Origin of the sequence: Borborobacter arsenicus, from assembly GCF_003934165.1 — a bacterium.
GTDB lineage: Bacteria > Pseudomonadota > Alphaproteobacteria > Rhizobiales > Rhizobiaceae > Pseudaminobacter > Pseudaminobacter arsenicus.
In genome coordinates, this window is the sequence record NZ_RKST01000011.1 from 52,139 (window position 1) to 71,454 (window position 19,316).

The 19,316-nt window shown below is 61.5% G+C and carries 14 protein-coding genes; 11 read left to right on the forward strand and 3 right to left on the reverse strand.

The window, feature by feature from the left end; genetic code table 11:
* Window positions 1–6 precede the first annotated feature (6 nt).
* Complete coding sequence (locus EET67_RS15060) at window positions 7–1,731, reverse strand: TRAP transporter large permease (protein WP_128627018.1); 1,725 nt, start codon at window positions 1,729–1,731, stop codon at window positions 7–9.
* Complete coding sequence (locus EET67_RS15065; protein WP_128627019.1) at window positions 1,728–2,312, reverse strand: TRAP transporter small permease subunit; 585 nt, start codon at window positions 2,310–2,312, stop codon at window positions 1,728–1,730. The genes EET67_RS15060 and EET67_RS15065 overlap by 4 nt, the downstream gene beginning before the upstream one ends.
* A 377-nt stretch (window positions 2,313–2,689) precedes the next feature.
* On the opposite strand from EET67_RS15065, the gene EET67_RS15070 reads away from it, so the two are divergent.
* The 11 genes from EET67_RS15070 to EET67_RS15120 all read left to right on the forward strand — a co-directional run bounded on the left by EET67_RS15070 (window position 2,690) and on the right by EET67_RS15120 (window position 18,135).
* Window positions 2,690–6,166 (forward strand): indolepyruvate ferredoxin oxidoreductase family protein, encoded by a 3,477-nt coding sequence (locus tag EET67_RS15070; RefSeq protein WP_128627020.1) that lies wholly within the window; start codon window positions 2,690–2,692, stop codon window positions 6,164–6,166.
* 71 nt (window positions 6,167–6,237) lie between these two features.
* Window positions 6,238–8,556 carry a putative bifunctional diguanylate cyclase/phosphodiesterase gene (locus tag EET67_RS15075; RefSeq protein WP_128627021.1) on the forward strand — a complete coding sequence of 773 codons (2,319 nt, stop codon included), beginning with the start codon at window positions 6,238–6,240 and terminating at the stop codon, window positions 8,554–8,556.
* A gap of 211 nt (window positions 8,557–8,767) precedes the next feature.
* Window positions 8,768–9,535 carry an N-acyl amino acid synthase FeeM domain-containing protein gene (locus tag EET67_RS15080; protein ID WP_128627022.1) on the forward strand — a complete coding sequence of 256 codons (768 nt, stop codon included), beginning with the start codon at window positions 8,768–8,770 and terminating at the stop codon, window positions 9,533–9,535.
* Window positions 9,536–9,640: 105 nt separating this feature from the next.
* Window positions 9,641–10,330 carry a Crp/Fnr family transcriptional regulator gene (locus EET67_RS15085; protein WP_128627023.1) on the forward strand — a complete coding sequence of 230 codons (690 nt, stop codon included), beginning with the start codon at window positions 9,641–9,643 and terminating at the stop codon, window positions 10,328–10,330.
* Between the two features lie 327 nt (window positions 10,331–10,657).
* Window positions 10,658–12,649, forward strand: a complete 1,992-nt coding sequence (locus EET67_RS15090; protein ID WP_128627024.1) for an AMP-binding protein — start codon at window positions 10,658–10,660, stop codon at window positions 12,647–12,649.
* The gene (locus EET67_RS15095; protein ID WP_128627025.1) at window positions 12,646–13,470 is read left to right on the forward strand and encodes an ABC transporter ATP-binding protein; all 825 of its coding nucleotides are present in this window, start codon (window positions 12,646–12,648) and stop codon (window positions 13,468–13,470) included. Before EET67_RS15090 ends, EET67_RS15095 begins: the two co-directional genes overlap by 4 nt.
* Window positions 13,471–13,482: 12 nt before the next feature.
* Window positions 13,483–13,632 (forward strand): DUF3096 domain-containing protein, encoded by a 150-nt coding sequence (locus EET67_RS15100; protein ID WP_128627026.1) that lies wholly within the window; start codon window positions 13,483–13,485, stop codon window positions 13,630–13,632.
* Between the two features lie 51 nt (window positions 13,633–13,683).
* Window positions 13,684–14,643 (forward strand): branched-chain amino acid ABC transporter permease, encoded by a 960-nt coding sequence (locus EET67_RS15105; protein ID WP_128627027.1) that lies wholly within the window; start codon window positions 13,684–13,686, stop codon window positions 14,641–14,643.
* A gap of 6 nt (window positions 14,644–14,649) precedes the next feature.
* Window positions 14,650–15,726, forward strand: coding sequence for a branched-chain amino acid ABC transporter permease (locus EET67_RS15110; RefSeq protein ID WP_128627028.1), 1,077 nt, complete (start codon window positions 14,650–14,652; stop codon window positions 15,724–15,726).
* A gap of 82 nt (window positions 15,727–15,808) precedes the next feature.
* Entirely contained in the window at window positions 15,809–17,125 is a 1,317-nt protein-coding gene (locus EET67_RS15115) for an ABC transporter substrate-binding protein (protein ID WP_128627029.1), read from the forward strand.
* Between the two features lie 176 nt (window positions 17,126–17,301).
* A complete protein-coding gene (locus EET67_RS15120; protein ID WP_128627030.1) occupies window positions 17,302–18,135 on the forward strand; it encodes an ABC transporter ATP-binding protein in 834 nt (277 codons plus the stop codon).
* Between the two features lie 241 nt (window positions 18,136–18,376).
* Here EET67_RS15120 and EET67_RS15125 read toward each other — a convergent pair whose 3' ends face one another.
* Window positions 18,377–19,300, reverse strand: a complete 924-nt coding sequence (locus EET67_RS15125; protein ID WP_165899917.1) for an alpha/beta hydrolase — start codon at window positions 19,298–19,300, stop codon at window positions 18,377–18,379.
* Between the last annotated feature and the right edge of the window lie 16 nt (window positions 19,301–19,316).

Consider the following 19,316-nt stretch of genomic DNA (forward strand, 5'->3'; position numbering starts at 1 on the left):
GCCGCCTCAGTTGAAACTCGGCGGGGCGGAAAGATTGTTGTTGTTTCCCGGCTGCGGTGCTGCAGGTGCGGTTCCATTGCTGGGCGCAGGTGCGGGCGCGCCGAAGGGCGAGCCGAGGCCCGGCATTTGCGGAATCTCGATCTTGATGGTCGATGGATCGACCACCTTGCCCTTATAGTGCATCACCATCTGCGGGAAGAAGATCAGGATGCCAACCATGATGACCTGGATCAGCACGAAGGGCACGGCTCCCCAATAGATCTGGCCCGTCGTGACCGGCTCGATCTTCTTGCCGATGACCTTGTCGATATAGGGCACCCTGGCCGCCACCGAGCGCAGGTAGAACAGGGCAAAGCCGAATGGCGGATGCATGAAGCTCGTCTGCATGTTGACGCCGAGGAGCACGCCGAACCAGATCAGGTCGATGCCGAGGATTTCGGCAGCCGGCGCCAACAGCGGCACGATGATGAAGGCCAACTCGAAGAAGTCGAGGAAGAAGGCGAGGAAGAAGACGAGGATGTTGACGACGATGAGGAAGCCGGTTGCCCCGCCCGGCAGCGACGTCAGCAGATGCTCGACCCAGACATGGCCGTTGACGCCGTAGAAGGTCAGCGAAAAGACGCGCGCGCCAATCAGGATGAACATCACGAAGGAGGACAGCTTGGTGGTGGCGATCAGCGCCGAGCGCGTGACGTCGAGGGTCAGGCGTCCCTTGGCGGCTGCCATCACCAGTGCACCGACCGCGCCCATCGCACCACCTTCGGTGGGGGTGGCGATACCGAGGAAGATCGTGCCCAGCACCAGGAAGATCAGCGCCAGCGGCGGTATCAGCACGATGATGACCTGCTGGGCCAGCCGCGACATGATGCCGAATTTCAGGCCGCGATCGATGACGGTGAAGGCATAGATGACGATGATGCCCACCGTTGCGCCCCAGATGTCGGCATTGACGCCGACAGCAGGCTTCAGCAGCACATGCGCCGTGTAGGCAATGGCGCCGGCGACGGCCAGCGCGATGATCAGCGAAGTGACGCCGTGCCCCAGCGTGCGGGCCTCCGGCGGCAGCGCCGGCATCGATGCCGGCTTGAAAATCGACATTGCTAGGATGTAGCCGGCGTAAAGCGCGGTCAGGAAAAGACCGGGAATGAGCGCGCCGGCATACATGTCGCCGACGGAGCGGCCGAGCTGGTCGGCCAGCACGATCAGCACCAGCGAGGGCGGGATGATCTGAGCCAGCGTACCGGAGGCGGCGATCACACCCGATGCCAGACGCCGGTCATAGCCGTAGCGCATCATGATCGGCAGTGAAATCAGCCCCATGGCGATGACGGAAGCCGCCACGACGCCCGTGGTGGCGGCAAGCAGCGCGCCGACGAAGATGACGGCATAGGCAAGGCCGCCGCGGATCGGGCCGAACAACTGGCCGATCGTATCCAGAAGGTCCTCGGCCATGCCGGAACGCTCCAGCACAATGCCCATGAAGGTGAAGAAGGGGATGGCCAGCAGCGTCTCGTTGGACATGACGCCCCACAGACGCTCGGGCATGGCGTAGAGCAGCGGCCAGGACAGATTGATGGCATTGCCCGAAAAGGGCGCCAGCTCGACGCCGATGACGAAGAACATCAGGCCGTTGGCGGCAAGCGAAAAGGCAACCGGATAGCCGAGCAGCAGGAACACGACCAGCGAGCAGAACATGATCGGCGCCATGTTCTCGGCGATGAGATGGATCACTGGCGGATCTCCTTGGCAAGCGCCTCGGCTTCCACTTCGGCCATTTCATGCGAGGAGATGAAGGGGTTGGGATCGTCCATGTCGCCGCGCAGTATCGCGATCTTCTTGATTATTTCGGAGACGCCCTGGACGACGAGCAGAGTGAAACTGATCAGCAGCAGCGACTTGGCCGGCCACAATATGAGGCCCCCGGCATTGGTCGACATCTCGCCCGACCGGTAGGACAGGCTGACATAAGGGAACAGATAGAACATCATGAGGAGGGTGAAGGGCATCAGGAAGAAGAGGTGGCCGAACAGGTCGATCAGATGCTGGGTGCGGCGCGAGAACATGCCGTAGACGATGTCGACCCGGATATGCTCGTTGTCGCGCAAGGTGTAGGCGGCGGCGAGCAGGAAGGCCGCGCCGAACAGATACCATTGCAGCTCCAGCCAGGCATTGGACGACATGCTGAAGGCCTTGCGGATGATGGCGTTCCCGGCGCTGACCAGAACTGCCGCCAGGATCAGCCAGGAGACCCATCTGCCCACAAATGAGTTGAAACGGTCGATGGCGCTGGATAGAGCGATGAGCCCTGCCATGCGGATTCCTCCCTGTTTTGAATGCCGGTTGTTCCCGTGTGCCGGCCATTTTTTAGAATGGGTATGCCCAGAGGTGGGGCTGCGTCAACACAGGATGGCACAGATCGAAGGCACGGCTATGCCAACAGGGGTCGAAAATCAACGGCTCGGAATCGCGCTACAACCAAAGTTGTAAAAGCATCGATCGATGGGGCTGGAGGCCGAAATTCCGCGCTTTAGGGACTGTTCCGGGTGCCGCCCGCGGGGCAAGAACCGGGCTGGACCGTCCCGGTTCCCCTTTCGGTAGAAAGCTTCCGTATATTTGTGAAAGGCTCTAGTCTGCAGATCCCGACGTTGGCGGCCGAATCGCCCGGCTGCTTCCGCAGAGGAAATGCCTGATGACCCTTCATGACGTCGCGCTTGGCGACAAGTTCGATCTTTCCAAAGAGCGAGTCTTCCTTTCGGGCGCACAGGCAGTCGTGCGCATGCTCCTGATGCAGCGCGAGCGCGATCGCCGCGCCGGGCTGAACACCGCCGGCTTCGTTTCGGGCTATCGCGGCTCGCCGCTGGGCGGCCTCGACCAGCAATTGTGGAAGGCAAAGCAGCAACTTGCGGCCGCCGATATCGTCTTTCAACCGGGCCTCAACGAAGAGTTGGCCGCCACCGCCTGCTGGGGCTCGCAACAGGCCGAACTGCTTGGCGAGGGCAGATATGACGGCGTGTTTTCGGTCTGGTACGGCAAGGGACCGGGCGTCGACCGCTCGGGCGACGTGTTCCGCCATGCCAATCTCGCCGGCTCGTCGAAACATGGCGGCGTGCTTGCCCTGATGGGCGACGACCACACGGCCGAATCCTCCACCAATGCGCATGCAACCGAATTCCTGTTCGTCGATACGATGATGCCGATCCTCAATCCGGCCGGCGTGCAGGAACTGATCGATTACGGGCTTTACGGCTATGCCATGTCGCGCTTTTCCGGCACCTGGGCGGCGGTCAAATGCGTGAAGGACAATATCGAATCGACCGCGTCGGTCGATGCTTCGCTCGACCGGCTCAACATCGTGCTGCCGGAATTCGACATGCCGCCCGGCGGCCTCAATATCCGCAACGAGCTTGACCAGCTTGGCCAGGAAGCGCGGCTGCATGAATACAAGCGAGCTGCCGCCGCCGCTTTCATCCGGGCCAATGGGCTCAACCGGATGATCTATTCGGGCGGCGCCAATGCCCGGGTTGGCATCATCACCGTCGGCAAGAGTTATCTGGATGTGCGCCAGGCACTCGACGATATCGGTGTTGACGAAAAGCGCGCCAATGAGATCGGCGTGCGGCTGTTCAAGGTGGGTTGCCCGTGGCCGCTCGATTTCGAACATGTCGCCGATTTCGTGCGCGGGCTGGAAACGGTCGTGGTGGTGGAAGAGAAGCGCTCGCTGATCGAAGTGCAGCTGCGCGAGGCGCTCTATGGTACTGCCAACCAGCCGGTGATCGTGGGCAAGAAGGATGAGCGCGGCGGCTGGCTGTTCCCGGCCAAGGGCGCGCTGGACCCCAATGACATCGCCATCGCGCTGGGCGAGCGCATCCTGAAGACCATCGGACATGCCGAAGACATAGCGGCCAATGTCAGCCGGTTGCGCCAGTTCCAGGCGATGCTGGCCGACACGGTAGACGTCGGTTCGCGCACGCCGTTCTTCTGCTCGGGCTGTCCGCACAACTCCTCGACCAAGGTGCCGGAAGGCTCGCTTGCCGCCGCCGGCATCGGTTGCCATTTCATGGCGCTGTGGATGGACCGCTCGACGGTCGGCTTCACCGCCATGGGCGGGGAGGGCGCGCAATGGGTCGGCCAGGCGCCGTTCTCGAAGCGCGGGCACATCTTCCAGAATCTCGGCGACGGCACCTACAACCATTCCGGTGTGCTGGCGTTGCGCTTCGCCTTGGCCTCCGGCGCCAACATCACCTACAAGATCCTCTATAATGACGCCGTGGCGATGACCGGCGGCCAGCCGCATGAGGGCAATCTCACCGTCGACATGATCGCAAGACAGGTGCGGGCGGAGGGCGTGGGACGCATTGCCGTGGTGACCGACGAGCCGGGCAAATATGCCGGCCGGGTGGAGTTTCCCGCAGGCGCCACCATCCATCATCGTGACGAGCTTGACCTGGTGCAGCGACAATTGCGCGAGGTTAAAGGCGTTTCGGTGCTGCTCTATGACCAGACCTGTGCCGCCGAAAAGCGGCGGCGGCGCAAGCGCGGCACCTTTCCCGATCCAGACAAGCGCATCATCATCAACGAGCTGGTGTGCGAGGGCTGCGGCGATTGCGGCGTGCAGTCGAATTGTGTGTCGGTGCAGCCGGTGGAAACCGAATTCGGCCGCAAGCGCCGGATCGACCAGTCGAGTTGCAACAAGGATTTTTCCTGTGTCAACGGCTTCTGCCCGTCCTTCGTGACGGTGCATGGCGCCAAGATCCGCAAGGCGGAAGGTATTGCCGGCAAGTCCGATCCGCTGGCAGGCGTGCCGGAACCGAGGCAGTTTCCCCTCGACCAGGGCTGGTCGTCGATCATCGATGGCGTCGGCGGCACCGGCGTCGTCACCATCGGCGCGATCCTCGGCATGGCCGCCCATCTGGAGGGCAAGGGCTGCGGCATGATCGACATGGCGGGCCTGGCGCAGAAGGGCGGCTCGGTCTTCACCCATGTGCGCATCGCCACGACGCCGGAGGAAATCCACGCGATAAGGGTTTCGGCTGGCAAGGCCGACCTTGTCCTCGGCTGCGACCTGGTCGTCTCGGGCGCCAAGAAGGTGCTGGCATCGGTGCGCGAGGGCCATACGATCTTCGTGGCCAACACGGCAGAGATCATGCCGGGTGAATTCACCCGCTCGGCGGATTTCTCGCTGCCGGTCGAACGCCTGAAGAAGGCCATCCGCCAGGCAGCGGGCGACGGCAAGGCGCATTTCTTCGATGCGACCCGCACCGCAGCCGCGCTGTTCGGCAATTCGCTCGGCGCCAACATGTTCATGCTCGGCTTCGGCTACCAGCATGGCGGGCTGCCGCTCTCGGCCGAAGCGATCGAGAAGGCCATCGAACTCAACGGCCAGGCGGTGGCCATGAATATCGCAGCCTTCCGCTGGGGACGGCGGGCGGCGCATGAGCCGGCTTCCGTCAGTGATCTCGTCGGCCGGTCGAGCCGGTCGTCAGGCGATGCGCAGATGGCGCAGACGCTGGATGACATCGTCGCGCGGCGGGTGGAGTTCCTGACCGCCTATCAAAATGCAGCCTATGCGCGCCGCTACAGCGACCGCATCGCGGCAATGAGAGCGGCAGAAGACAGGGCCCTGCCCGGCTCCACCGCCGTCACGGAGGCTGCGGCGCGCAACCTGTTCAAGCTGATGGCGATCAAGGACGAATATGAGGTCGCGCGCCTTTACACGGACGGCTCGTTCCTCAAGCAGTTGCGGGAGCAGTTCCAGGATTATGACCGGCTTGAATTCCATCTGGCGCCGCCGATCCTCGGCCGTCGCGGGCCGGACGGCAAGCCGCGCAAGTCGAGCTTCGGGCCGTGGATGTTGAAGGGATTTCGCCTGCTTGCCGGCTTGAAGGGCCTGCGCGGGTCGGCGCTCGACATCTTCAGCTACAGCGCGGAGCGGCGGATGGAGCGAGAGCTTCTGGCGCAATATGAGGTCGATCTGGAACTGATTGCGAATTCGCTTGGGCAGGACACCATCGAGGCAGCCGCGGCACTCGCCTCGGTGCCGGCACTGGTGCGCGGCTACGGCCATGTCAAGCAGGCGCATGTGGCCAGGGCGGCGGACGAACGCAAAAGGCTGCTCGAGCGTCTCCGGGGCGACAGCCGACCGCCGATGTTGCATGCGGCAGAATAGTGCTTCCGGTGCACCCTAATTCTTTTTTAATTGCAATATGCGAGTACTGTTCGACGCGGTACCGCAAGGCGATGAAGAAAAACAGACCTGACGAGATACCAGAGGATGTCTATGTAGGCTTCGTTCGGTCGTTGTTCTACAACGCCGGCATCCTGCTGATCGGCGCGATTTGCCATGGCCTGATAGGGTTCCTGGTCTTCCACAAGACGGAAGAGCCGGTCTATTTCGTTCTTGCCGTACTGATGCTTGTCGCCGGTATCTATCGCTACCATTCCATTCGCAAGGTCGACCCCGCTGCCATCACCGATTACGCATCGGCGATCCGCTGGGAGCGCTACTATCTGATACCGGGCGCGATCCAAGGCTTGCTGGTCGGGCTGTTTGCGTTTGTCAGCATCTATTGGGTGCCGGACATGTTCGGCGAGATTGCCGCCATCGCCGTTGTGCTGGGCGGCACGATCACGATTGCCGGGCGCAATTACGGCTCCAAGAAAATGGTGGCCATCCTGACGCTGACGGTGGTGGCGCCGATTGCGGCCGGCCTGATGCTGAAAGGGGATTTCTACAACTTCCTCCTCGGCCTCTACATCATACCCTTCATGATGCTCATCACCAGGATGAGCGAACTGGTTCGCACGGTGCTGTTTACGGCGATAAGCGAGGAGCACAAAGCCACCCGGCTGGCGCAGCGCTTCAACCGTGCGCTCAACACCATGTCGCACGGCCTGGTCATGCTCGGCCCAGACGGGCGCGTGCTGGTCGCGAACGCCGAGGCGGCCCGGCTGATGGCGTTCAAATCGGCTGACGCGCTATTGGGGCGCACGATCCATTCGCTGCTGCAACGCGGTGCGGCCGGCGGCCTAGTCGCGCCGAAAGACTGCCGCTATATCGAAGGCCAACTGACCCGCGCGCTGCGCGAAGGCCGCGACCGCAAGGTGCTGGTTTCCCTGTCCAACGGCCAGCATTACGAGTTTTCGGCGCGCGAAGGCAGTCAGGACCTCGGCGTCATCACGTTCGAGGACGTCTCCAAGCGCGTGGAGGCGGAAGAGCGGATCCGCTTCATGGCGCGCTACGACAATCTGACCGGCCTGCCCAACCGCGCCTATTTCCACGAGATGGTCTGCGAATATATGGAGGCAGGCAATCGCGAGCGGCTATGCGGTCTGGCCGTCTTCGACCTCGACGATTTCAAGAGCGTCAACGACACGCTCGGACACCCCGTCGGCGACGGGCTGATCTATGCGGTCGCCGAGAGGCTGGAGATATTCGCCAGCGAAACGGTGAAGGTCAGCCGCTTCGGCGGCGACGAATTCATGATCTATTTCGACAATGTCGAGGATGAAAGCCATCTGACGGCGATGCTGGACAATATCTTCGCCGGGCTACAGGGCGATGCCGACGTCGCCGGCCATATATTGCGCATCCAGGCGAGCGGTGGCGCGGTGCTGTCCCGGGTGAAGGACACCGATGTCGATGCGATGATCGTCAAGGCGGATCTTGCGCTCTACAAGGCCAAGGAGCTGGGGAAGAACGCCTGGCGCTTGTTTGAATCGGCCATGGACGCCGCCTTCCGGACCAAGCAACTGATGAAAGCCGATCTGCGCAGCGCCGTGGAATCGGAAAGCCTGCGGGTGGTCTTCCAGCCCATCGTGTCGATGGAGACGATGCGTATCGTCAGCTGCGAAGCGCTGTGCCGCTGGGACCATCCCGATGTCGGCCCGATTTCACCCGGGGTCTTCATTCCGCTTGCCGAAGAGATGGGCATCATCTCCGAGATCAGCACCTTCGTGCTGCGGGCCGCCTGTCTGGAATGCGCCAAATGGCCGGATCAGATCACGGTGTCGGTCAATCTCTCGGCAAAGGATTTCCTGCACCGAGATGTGGTCGACAAGGTGCGCGATGCGTTGGCGCTGTCCGGGCTTGCCGCGCACCGGCTGGAAATCGAGGTGACCGAAACGGCGCTGCTCGACGACAAGTCGCTGACGCGGCAATACATCGAGGAGATGAAGCAGCTCGGCGTCCGGATCGCGCTCGACGATTTCGGAACCGGCTATTCCAGCCTCAGCTACCTCCACAAGCTGCCGCTCGACAAGATCAAGATCGATCGCAGCTTCCTGATCGATGTGACGCAGAACGGACGATCGCTTGAACTCCTCAAGGGGATCGTCAACCTGTCACGGCCGCTCGGCCTGGTGATCACTGTCGAGGGTGTGGAGACTTTCGAGCAATTGAAGATACTCGCCTTGCAGGTCAAGCCGGACCTGGTGCAGGGCTTCCTGTTCGGATCGGCTCTCACTGCATCGGGCATCGAAACGATGTCGAGTACGGTATGGCCCTTCGCAAAGGATCTGGCAGTCGTCAAGAAGCCGGTTTCGGCCTCGATCAGCTGACTTGCGCCAGATGCCGCGCCTGCATTGGTGCTGGGCCGGGTGTGGCACCGTAACGCTTTGAACGAATAGCCAATTAGTCTATAGCCATCCTGTCTTGGATTAACCTCTTGTTAAGGTTAACGAAAAGTAAATTAAACCGGATCGGTTTTCATCTTTTGCTTGTGGTCGGCTTTCGCTAGGGTTTCACGAGGCGGGGTTACGGGGGACTATGATGGCGGCGGAAATTCTTGCGGCGGGGAACGGCGCGGGCGGTGCTGTTGCGGGTGGCGGGTCGTTTTCCCGCAATGTTTCGGCACTGCTCGAGCATGTGGAATATCGGCGCTGCCATAGCGGCGAGGACCTGGAGGCGATCTTCCGCCTTCGCTACAAGGCCTACCGGCTGCATGGGTTCCTTCCCGAATCTGCTGACCAGATGATGACGGACGAACTCGACGACACACCCAACTGCTACCGATACGGTGTTTTCATCGACAATGTGCTGGTCAGCACGGTGCGTCTCCATCACGTGACACGCGAGGAGCCTTATGGCCCGATCATGTCTGTGTTCGGCGACCTCCTGGAACCGAGGCTGGCGCGCGGTGAATCCTTCATCAATCCGACATTGCTGGCAGCCGATCCCGACTGCCTGTCCACGCACAAGGCGCTGCCTTATCTGACGCTGCGCCTGGCGGTGATCGCAAACAGCTATTTCAACACCACCAATTGCGTCTGCGTCATTCGCGAGGAGCATGCAGCATTCTATCACCGCATTTTCGGCTCGGATCAGGTGGGGGAGCCGCGCCCCTATCCGCCGTTCACCGTTCCGGTGCTGCTTTACGATTCCGACTGCTCGGACAATCTGGAGCGCACGTTGCAGCGCTTTCCTTTCTTCCGATCCACCGCGATCGAACAGCGTATGCTGTTCCAGCGGCCGAAGCGCGGAGAGCTTGCGCCGCTGACCATTCTGCCGACGGCCAAATATTTTCGCGACGCGGCCTGAGCCGCTGACCAGGCCGCTTTCTGGCGGCAGCCTTGTCATCGATGCTATCGCCGTCCATAAGAAGCCGAGGCTGCGCGCTGCGAGCGCGCGGGCGGCAGAGGATCGATGAACAGCAGGAACGAGTTAGTCCGCAACACCGTCTGGGCGCGCGAACTTGCCGATGAGGAGGTCGAGCGGGCGTTGCGCGGAGTGTCGGAAAAGCATTACGCCAAGGGCAGTTATCTGTGCCATCGCGGCGACAGATACGACTACTGGACAGGCATCGTCACCGGCCTGATCAAGATGAGTTCGATTGCCCGCAGCGGCAAGGCCATCACCTTTGCCGGCATCGGCGCGGGCGGCTGGTTCGGCGAGGGCTCGGTGCTCAAGGACGAGCCGCGCAAATATGACCTCGTGGCCCTGCGCGACACCCATCTCCTGATGATGAGCCGCTCGACATTCTTCTGGCTCTACGAGAATTCCGTCGGCTTCAACCGTTTCCTGGTGCGCCAGTTGAACGAGCGGCTGGCGCAGTTCATCGCCTCCACCGAATATGAGCGCATCCTGGACCCGAAGGCACGAGTGGCCCGCAACCTGGCCTGGCTGTGCAACCCGGTGCTCAATCCCGATGTCAAGGAACTGATCGAGATCACGCAGGAGGAGCTTGCGCTGCTCGCCGGCGTGTCGCGTCCGGTGGCCAATCGCAGCCTGCAGGCGCTGGAGGAAGAAGGCCTGCTCAGGGTCGAGCACGGCCGGATCATCGTGGCCGATGTCGAAAGGCTGGGAGACTACGGCGCCCGGTCGGGCTTCGAATAAGCCGGACGCACCGCCCATTCAAAAGACAATCTGCCGATCTGTCTGTCAAGGGGCGCGTTGAATATTGCCGCGATTCGGGAATAGCCTGACCGATACCAGCCGCGTGCGCCTGTAGGCGGCGCTGCGAGACAAGAAGAGCCGGCGATGCAACGCCGCCTTGTGCTGGTGGGAGGAGACGCGATTGGCAAAGGCACGGCATGACAGGCAGGCCCCTGCTGGCTCGATGCGCAGAGGGCGCCGTCCTGCTGCTAATTGGGGATTTGCCGACGCGCCCGTTGATGCGATGATGCGCACAACATCCGTAGGAAATACGGAGTTGGGAGGACTATGAGCACGGCCGCGACGGCGCCCGCCGCCGAGATTACCCTCGATACTTTTCCGAAATACCTGCTGCACAATGCGGCGCGTTTCGGCAATCGGGCCGCCATGCGCCACAAGGACTACGGCATCTGGCAAAGCTGGAACTGGAACCAGCAACTCGCCGAAATCCGCAGTCTGGCGCTCGGCCTGCAGGCGCTTGGCCTGAAGCGGGGCGACCGCATCGCGGTGATCGGCGCCAACCGCCCGCGGCTCTATTGGACCTTCACCGCGGCGCAGTCCCTGGGCGCTACGCCGGTGCCGGTCTATGCCGACGCGGTGGCCGAGGAAATGGCCTATGTGCTTGACCATGCGGGCGTGCGTTTTGCCGTGGTGCAGGACCAGGAGCAGGTCGACAAGATCCGTTCCTTCGCCGAAAAAATTCCGCTGCTGACCGACATCATCTATGACGAGCCCCGCGGCCTGGCCGACTATGATCCGAGAGGCCTGCATGCCATTGCCGACCTGCAGCGCAAGGGCGAGGCGCTGCTGAAGGCCGATACCGGGCTTGCCGCACGCTGGGAGGAGGAGATCCGCCGCGCTGGGGGCGACGACATTTCGGTGATGCTCTACACGTCGGGCACGACCGGCCGCTCCAAGGGCGTGATGATCCGCGCCGATGCCGCCGTCAAGGCAGCCCTCGATACTGCCGTTTTCGACAAGCTTAGCGAAGACGACAGCGTGCTGGCCTATCTGCCGCTGGCCTGGGTGGGCGACCACTATCTCAACTATGCGCAGGGCTATGTCGCCGCCTTCTGCATGTGCTGTCCGGAAAGCAACGAGACGGTCGCGCAGGACCTTCGCGAGATCGGCCCGACCTTCTATTTCGCGCCGCCGCGCATCTTCGAGGGCTTGCTCACCAGCGTGACGATCCGCATGGAGGATGCCGGCTGGGTCAAGCGCAAGCTGTTCGACCACTATATCAAGGTTGCTCGCAAATATGGGGAAGCCATCCTGGAAGGCCGGCCGGTGCCGCTCTCGGGGCGGCTGTCCTACGCGCTGGGCAAGGTCCTTCTCTATGGACCGCTGCGCAATGTGCTCGGCATGTCCAATATCCGCGTCGCCTATACGGCCGGCGAGGCGATCGGCCAGGACCTGTTTTCCTTCTTCCGCTCGCTGGGCATCAATCTGAAGCAGCTCTACGGCCAGACCGAGGCGTTCCTTTACGTGACGGCGCAGAAGGACGGCGAGGTGCGCGCCGATACGGTCGGGCCGGCAGCGCCCAATGTGGATATAAGGATTTCGGACACTGGCGAGGTCCAGTTCCGCTCGCCCGGCATGTTCACCGGCTATTTCAAGCAGGAGGGCGCGACCGAGGAGACGCTGACCGAGGATGGTTACGTCAAGACCGGCGATGCCGGCTTCTTCGACACGGACGGCCAGCTCAAGATCATCGACCGCGCCAAGGACGTCGGCAAGCTTCGCAGCGGCGCCCTGTTTGCCCCGAAATATATCGAGAACACGCTGAAATTCTTCCCCAATATCAAGGAGGCGGTGGCCTATGGCGACGGCCGGGATTTCGCGGCCGCCTTCATCAATATCGACCTGCAGGCGGTGGGCAACTGGGCCGAGCGCAACAACATCGCCTATGCCTCCTATCAGGAGCTTGCCGGCCACCGCCAGGTCTATGACATGATCGCCCGCAATGTCGACGAGACCAATCTGAGGCTGTCGAAGGAACCGATCATGGCTGGCGCGCAGATCAAGCGGTTCCTGATCCTGCACAAGGAACTCGATGCCGACGACGGCGAGTTGACGCGCACGCTGAAGGTGCGCCGCGCCTTTGTCGCCGATCGCTACGCGCCGCTGATCGAGGCGCTCTATGACGGCTCCACCGAGAAATATGTCGAAACCGAAATGACCTATGAGGACGGGCGCAAGGGCACCGTGCGTGCCACCGTGCGGATCATGGACGCCAAGGTCCATCCGGCGGCGCAGCTGGTCAGGGAGGCCGCGGAATGAATTCGCGCCCCGAAAACCTCGTGGTTGCCGCACCCGATGACGGCATTCCCGCCGGCGAACTCCTGATGGATGTCAGGAATGTCTCGCTCTCCTTCGGCGGCGTGAAGGCGATCACCGACATCTCCTTCAATGTCCGCAAGGGCGAGATCCGCGCCATCATCGGCCCCAACGGTGCCGGCAAGACCTCGATGCTCAATGTCATCAACGGCTTCTATACGCCGCAGCAGGGCACGATCGTCTTTCGCGGTCAGGAGCGCCGCTCGATGAAGCCGCATCACGCCGTGCGGCAGGGCATTGCCCGCACCTTCCAGAACGTCGCGCTGTTCAAGGGCATGTCGACGTTGGACAACATCATGGCGGGCCGCTCCGTGCTGATGAAGCGCAACCTGTTCTGGCAGATGTTCTGGCACGGGCCGGCCTTGAGGGAGGAGATCGAGCACCGCGAGAAGGTCGAGGAGATCATCGACTTCCTCGAGATCGAGCACATCAGGCGCACGCCGGTCGGCAAGCTGCCCTATGGCTTGCAGAAGCGGGTCGAGCTTGGGCGAGCACTTGCCATGGAACCCTCGCTGCTTTTGCTCGACGAACCGATGGCCGGCATGAACCTTGAGGAAAAGGAGGACATGAGCCGGTTCATCATCGACGTGAACCGTCAGCGCGGTACGACGATCGCGCTGATCGAACACGATATGGGCGTCGTCATGGACCTTTCCGATCGCGTCGTCGTTCTCGACTACGGCAAGAAGATTGCCGACGACATCCCCGATGTCGTGAAGTCGGACAAACACGTGATCGATGCGTATCTCGGGGTTGCGCATTGAAAGGAAAAAGACATGACCATTTCGACACTGGCCATAACGCCATTGGTTTCGCTGATCGCCGGCGTGCTCATCCTCGTGATGCCGCGGCTCTTGAACTACATCGTCGCTATCTACCTCATCATCATCGGCTTGCTCGGCCTGTTCCCGCAACTGGCGGGCTGAACCACCTGATCGACGCGCGCCGGCCATCCATGCAAGGAAAATGCTGACTCCATGGAATTCCTGAACTCCATTTTCGTCAAGCCATTTGCCGATATGGTCGGCGCGCCCGATTTCCTGCTGCAGGTCCTATGGGAAGGGCTGGTGGCCGGTGTGCTCTATGCGCTGATCGCGCTTGGCTTCGTGCTGATCTACAAGTCCTCGCGCATCTTCAATTTTGCGCAGGGAATCATGGTGGTGTTCGCGGCGCTGACGCTGGTGGGCTTCCATGAAAAGGGCGTGCCGGCGCTGCTTGCGGTGCCGCTGACGCTTTTGGTGATGTTCATCCTCGCCGTTGCCATCGAGCGGGCCGTGCTGCGCCCGCTGGTCAACCAGCCCGATCTTATCCTGTTCATGGCAACGATCGGCATCACGCTGTTCCTGATCGGTTTCGGCGAGATTATTTTCGGCGGCGAAAACAAGGTGATGATCACCGAGCAGCTCTATATTCCGACCGGCAGTTTCGAATTCGAGCCTTTCGGGGGCTTCGTCTCGATCGAGCAGAAGGACCTGACGGCGGTCATCGGCGCGGTGCTTCTGGTGGTCGGGCTTCTGGTGTTCCTCAACCGGTCCAAAATGGGCCGCGCGATCCGCGCGCTCGGCGACGACCATCAGGCTGCCCTTTCGGTCGGTATCTCGCTGTCGACGATCTGGGTGCTGGTCTGGTTCATCGCCGGCGTCATCGCGCTCGCCACGGGCATCGTCTGGGGCGCCCGCGCCGGTGTTTCCTTCGCGTTGGAGGTTATCGCCTTCAAGGCGCTGCCGGTGCTGATGCTGGGCGGGCTGGAATCGGTGCTGGGAGCCATTGTCGGCGGGCTGGCGATCGGCGTGCTGGAGAAGCTTTTCGAGATCTATTGGGGCCAGCCCCTGCTCGGCGGCAATACCGAAACCTGGTTCGCCTTCGTGCTGGCGCTGGTCGTGCTGCTGTTCCGGCCGCAGGGCCTGTTCGGCGAAAAAATCATCGAGCGGGTGTAAGACCATATGCTTTATCGGACAGTCGGCCAGTTCAAGACCTCCTATCACGCCGATCACGCGCTGTTTCCGGTCAAGCAGGATGCGTGGCTGCTCGGCCTGATCCTGCTGCTCGCCTTTGTCGTTCTGCCGGCGACGGCAAACGAATTCGTGTTCAAGGCGCTGTTGATCCCGGTACTCATCTATGCGCTGGCCTCGCTCGGCCTCAACATCCTCACCGGCTATGCCGGCCAGCTTTCGCTCGGCACCGGCGCATTCATGGGCGTCGGCGCCTATGCCTGCTACAAGCTGATCACGATTTTTCCGGAAATGAACATCGTGGTGGCGATTGCGCTGTCCGGGTTCTTCTCGGCGGCCGTGGGCATGGCCTTCGGCCTGCCTTCGCTGCGCATCAAGGGCTTCTATCTCGCCATCGCAACGCTGGCCGCCCAGTTCTTCCTGGTCTGGCTGTTCGAGAAATGGGCCTGGCTCTACAACTACAATTCCTCGGGCGCGATCCAGGTGCCGACGCTGACCATGTTCGGCATTCCGGTCGTCGGTCCGAATGCGACTGCGATCGTGCAGTATTATTTCGTGCTCGTGGTGGTCTGCCTGATCACCTGGTTTTCGATCAACATCACGCGCGGGCGCATCGGCCGCATCTGGAAAGCGGTGCGCGACATGGATATCGCCGCCGAACTGGTCGGCATCAATCTGATGAAGGCCAAGCTCTCCGCCTTTGCCGTCTCGTCCTATATCGTCGGCATTGCGGGTGCGCTGTTCGTGTTCCTGTGGCGCGGAGCGGCCGAGCCGGTGCTGTTCGATATCCAGCTGTCGTTCCGGGTACTGTTCATCGTCATCATCGGCGGCATGGGCTCGATCCTCGGCAACTATCTCGGCGCCATCCTAATCGTTGCCCTGCCGGTCATCATCAGCGCGGTGCCGCGTGCGTTCGGCCTACCGATCGGCTCTGCGATGGCAGAGCATCTCAACACCATGATCGTGGGAGCGACCATCATCGGTTTCCTGATCCTGGAGCCGCATGGCTTGGCGCGGTTATGGGCGATTGCGCGGGAGAAGCTGATCATCTGGCCGTTCCCGCACTAACAAACAGAATCGGCTGCGGCCGTTAAACGGGGTTGGATCGCCCGATCCGTGACGGAAAAACGACCAAGTGGAGGAAATGGGAATGAAGAAAAATCTGATCAGATATGCGCTTCTGCCGGCCGCACTGGCCCTTGCGACGGCGTTTGGTGGGGCAGCGGCCTTCGCCGAAGATTCGATCAACGTGACCAACCTGTCCTACCGGACCGGGCCATTTGCGGCGACCGGAACGCCGATCATGAACGGCCAGCGCGACTATATGATCATGCTCAATGAGCGCGACGGCGGCATCAATGGCGTCAAGATCAGCTATGACGAATGCGAGACCGGCTACAACACCGAAAAGGGCGCCGAGTGCTACGAAAAGACCAAGGCATCCAGCATCGTCACCCAGCCCTGGTCGACCGGTATCACGCTGCAGGTGCTGCCCAAGTCCAATGTCGACAAGATCCCGATCCTGGCGCCCGGCTACGGCTTCTCGCCGATGGCGGACGGCAAGGTGTTCCAGTGGGCGTTCAACCCGCCGGCCTCCTATTGGGACGGGGCCTCAATGATCCTGAAGAACATCTCGGAGGGCAATCTTGAAAGCCTGAAGGGCAAGAAGGTCGTGCTGCTGCATCTGGATGCGCCCTACGGCAAGGAGCCGATCCCGCTATTGCAGGCCTATGCCGAGAAATACGGCTTCACCTTCCTGCCGATCCCGGTCGGCGTGAAGGAGATGCAGAACCAGTCGGCGCAGTGGCTGCAGATCCGCCGCGAGCGCCCGGATTTCGTGCTGATGTGGGGCTGGGGCGCGATGAATGTCGGTGCCGTCACCGAAGCGGCCAAGACCAAGTTCCCGATGGACAAGTTCATCGGCATCTGGTGGTCGAGCCATGACGGCGACATGAAGTCGGTCGGCGAGGCCGGAAAGGGCTATCGCGCCATCTCCTGGAGCCTGCCGCATTCGGAGTCTCCGGTCATGCAGGACATCAAGAAATATGTGCTGGATGCCAAGAAGGCCGAGATCGGCGAGGGCGAGTTCGACTGGGTTTTCTACCAGCGCGGCGTGCTGATTTCCATGTTCACGGTGGAAGGCATTCGTGCCGCCCAGGAGCATTTCGACACCAAGGTGGTCAATGCCGAGCAGCTGCGCTGGGGACTGGAAAACCTCAAGCTTGACGAAGCAAGGCTGAAGGAAATCGGCATGGACGGCATGATCGGGCCGTTCTCGACCTCGTGCTCGAACCATGCCGGCCATGCCGGCGCGTGGATGCTGCAGTGGGATGGCGCCAAATTCGTCAAGGTTTCTGACCTGCTGCAGGCCGATCAGGACATGATCGCGCCGCTGGTGGAGACCGAGGCAAAGAAATATGCTGACGCCAACGCGCCCTGGCCGATCAATGAAGAGTGCAAGATGTAGCGCTTCTTCCTTCTCCCCGCTTGCGGGGAGAAGGTGGCTCGAAGAGCCGGATGAGGGGCAACGCCAAAGTCTGCAGGTTTAGCGCTGCCCCTCATCTGCCTGCCGGCATCTTCTCCCCGTGAACGGGGAGAAGGATCGCTGCCGCGCTGGCGGCGCAAACCACCAAAGGCACGATAATGACCACCATCGCACCCCTGTCTGAAACCGCTGCCCCGATCCTGTCGGTCAACAATATCGAGGTGATCTATGATCACGTGATATTGGTGCTGAAAGGCGTTTCGCTGACCGTGCCCAAGGGTGGCATCACCGCACTTCTGGGAGCCAATGGCGCCGGCAAGACGACGACGCTGAAGGCAATCTCCAACCTGCTGCATGCCGAGCGCGGAGAGGTGACCAAGGGCACGATTGTTTTCGAGGATCAGGAAGTGCAGGCGCTGTCGCCCAATCAGCTGGTGCGGCGCGGCTGCATCCAGGTCATGGAAGGGCGCCATTGTTTCGGGCATCTGTCGATCGAGGACAATCTGTTGAGCGGTGCCTTCACGCGCCGTGACGGCGCTGCCGCGATCCGTGCCGATCTCGACCTGGTCTATCAGTATTTTCCGCGCCTGAAGGTGCGCCGCGCCAGCCAGGCCGGCTATACGTCAGGCGGCGAGCAGCAGATGACGGCAATCGGCCGGGCGCTGATGTCGCGGCCCAAGATGATCCTGCTCGACGAGCCTTCGATGGGGCTGGCGCCGCAACTGGTCGAGGAAATCTTCGAGATCGTCAAGAAGCTGAATGAGGAGCAGGGCGTGTCCTTCCTTTTGGCCGAGCAGAACACCAATGTCGCGCTACGCTATGCCAAATACGGCTATATCCTCGAATCGGGGCGCATCGTGCTGGACGGCGAGGCCCAGGCGTTGCGCGAGAACGAGGACGTCAAGGAATTTTATCTCGGCGTCGGCGGCGAGGGGCGCAAATCCTTCAAGGACGTGAAGCATTACAAGCGCCGAAAGCGCTGGCTGGCCTGAGGCGTGTCGAATTCCGTGGATGGCGGCCTGCAAACGGTACTCGGACTATTTTTGATTAAGCCGCCATTAACCACATGGCCCCATGCTGATCGTGATGGAGCGTACCGAGTACCATCCCGCCTCGACCGGGCGGCTTAGGCAACAAATCGGCCCGTCGTCTCATCAGAGGCGGCGGGCTTTTCTCTTGGACAGAGTAATGGTGTTTTAAAGCCGGAATTGCGACCGATGGCTGACGGGCGGCTCAGTCCTTGAGGTTCTGCACGAGAAATTCCAAAAGCTGCAATTTCTTGCGAGGATCGGACTTGCCATCCTGGACGAAAGTCACTTCCGCGCCTTTCTCCTGCGCGAGCTTGGCGAAGCCGATGCCGAAATTCGGGCTGTGGACATAAAACATGTCGCCCGGATTGGTCTCCGAAGCGCTGTAGCCATAAAGCAGGAAAATCGGCGGAGAATCGTGGGCGACCAGCGATGCCGGCGACAATTGTGCGAAATAGGGCTCGAATTCGGCACGTTTGGCCAGGAATTCCTCGAAATTCTGCTCGTTCAGCCCAAATGCATGACCACCATAGGCAAGGCCCGGCCCCACCCATCGGCGCATCTGTTCGGGATCGATCGAGGTTTGCGCATCGACCGCGGCGATGGCTCTCACGCGAGCGGTCGTAAGGTCCGCGCCCGGCAGGGCCTGGGACAAGCCTAGCCAGAGCGCATTGAAGCCACCGGAAGAGGAGCCGTAGACGGCAACCCGGTCGGGGTCGAGCTGCAATTCGTCCCTGTTTCTGCCGATATATTCCAGCGCGCGCCTGACATCCTGCAAGGGTGCCAGCAGCGGCGGGAAGATGCCGTCGCGCTTGGCCTCGGACAAGTTGCGATAATTGATAGTGACGAAGCCGATGCCGCGGTCGGCGAGGTAGCGGACCTGCGCGGCATCTATGTATTGCTTGTCGCCATTCCACCAGCCGCCGCCATGGATGTAGAGAACCATCGGGACGGGCCCGCTCACATCGGGACGATAGACATCGAGCATTTGAGCGGGATCGTTGCCATAGGCGATATCAGACTTCCAGGGCGTCACGTCGCTGGCTTCCAGATCGGTCACAAGCGCGGCCGAGGCAATGGCAAGGCCGATGGCGAAGGCAATTCCTGCAAACCAGCGCGTTGCGACCATTCCTTTTTCCAGAGCC

What these genes read in the sequence shown, in the direction of transcription:
- EET67_RS15065 (WP_128627019.1), bottom strand. Translation starts at nt 2,312, where the DNA reads ATGGCAGGGCTCATCGCTCTATCCAGCGCCATCGACCGTTTCAACTCA.
- EET67_RS15070 (WP_128627020.1), top strand. Translation starts at nt 2,690, where the DNA reads ATGACCCTTCATGACGTCGCGCTTGGCGACAAGTTCGATCTTTCCAAA.
- EET67_RS15075 (WP_128627021.1), top strand. Translation starts at nt 6,238, where the DNA reads ATGAAGAAAAACAGACCTGACGAGATACCAGAGGATGTCTATGTAGGC.
- EET67_RS15080 (WP_128627022.1), top strand. Translation starts at nt 8,768, where the DNA reads ATGGCGGCGGAAATTCTTGCGGCGGGGAACGGCGCGGGCGGTGCTGTT.
- EET67_RS15085 (WP_128627023.1), top strand. Translation starts at nt 9,641, where the DNA reads ATGAACAGCAGGAACGAGTTAGTCCGCAACACCGTCTGGGCGCGCGAA.
- EET67_RS15090 (WP_128627024.1), top strand. Translation starts at nt 10,658, where the DNA reads ATGAGCACGGCCGCGACGGCGCCCGCCGCCGAGATTACCCTCGATACT.
- EET67_RS15095 (WP_128627025.1), top strand. Translation starts at nt 12,646, where the DNA reads ATGAATTCGCGCCCCGAAAACCTCGTGGTTGCCGCACCCGATGACGGC.
- EET67_RS15100 (WP_128627026.1), top strand. Translation starts at nt 13,483, where the DNA reads ATGACCATTTCGACACTGGCCATAACGCCATTGGTTTCGCTGATCGCC.
- EET67_RS15105 (WP_128627027.1), top strand. Translation starts at nt 13,684, where the DNA reads ATGGAATTCCTGAACTCCATTTTCGTCAAGCCATTTGCCGATATGGTC.
- EET67_RS15110 (WP_128627028.1), top strand. Translation starts at nt 14,650, where the DNA reads ATGCTTTATCGGACAGTCGGCCAGTTCAAGACCTCCTATCACGCCGAT.
- EET67_RS15115 (WP_128627029.1), top strand. Translation starts at nt 15,809, where the DNA reads ATGAAGAAAAATCTGATCAGATATGCGCTTCTGCCGGCCGCACTGGCC.
- EET67_RS15120 (WP_128627030.1), top strand. Translation starts at nt 17,302, where the DNA reads ATGACCACCATCGCACCCCTGTCTGAAACCGCTGCCCCGATCCTGTCG.
- EET67_RS15125 (WP_165899917.1), bottom strand. Translation starts at nt 19,300, where the DNA reads ATGGTCGCAACGCGCTGGTTTGCAGGAATTGCCTTCGCCATCGGCCTT.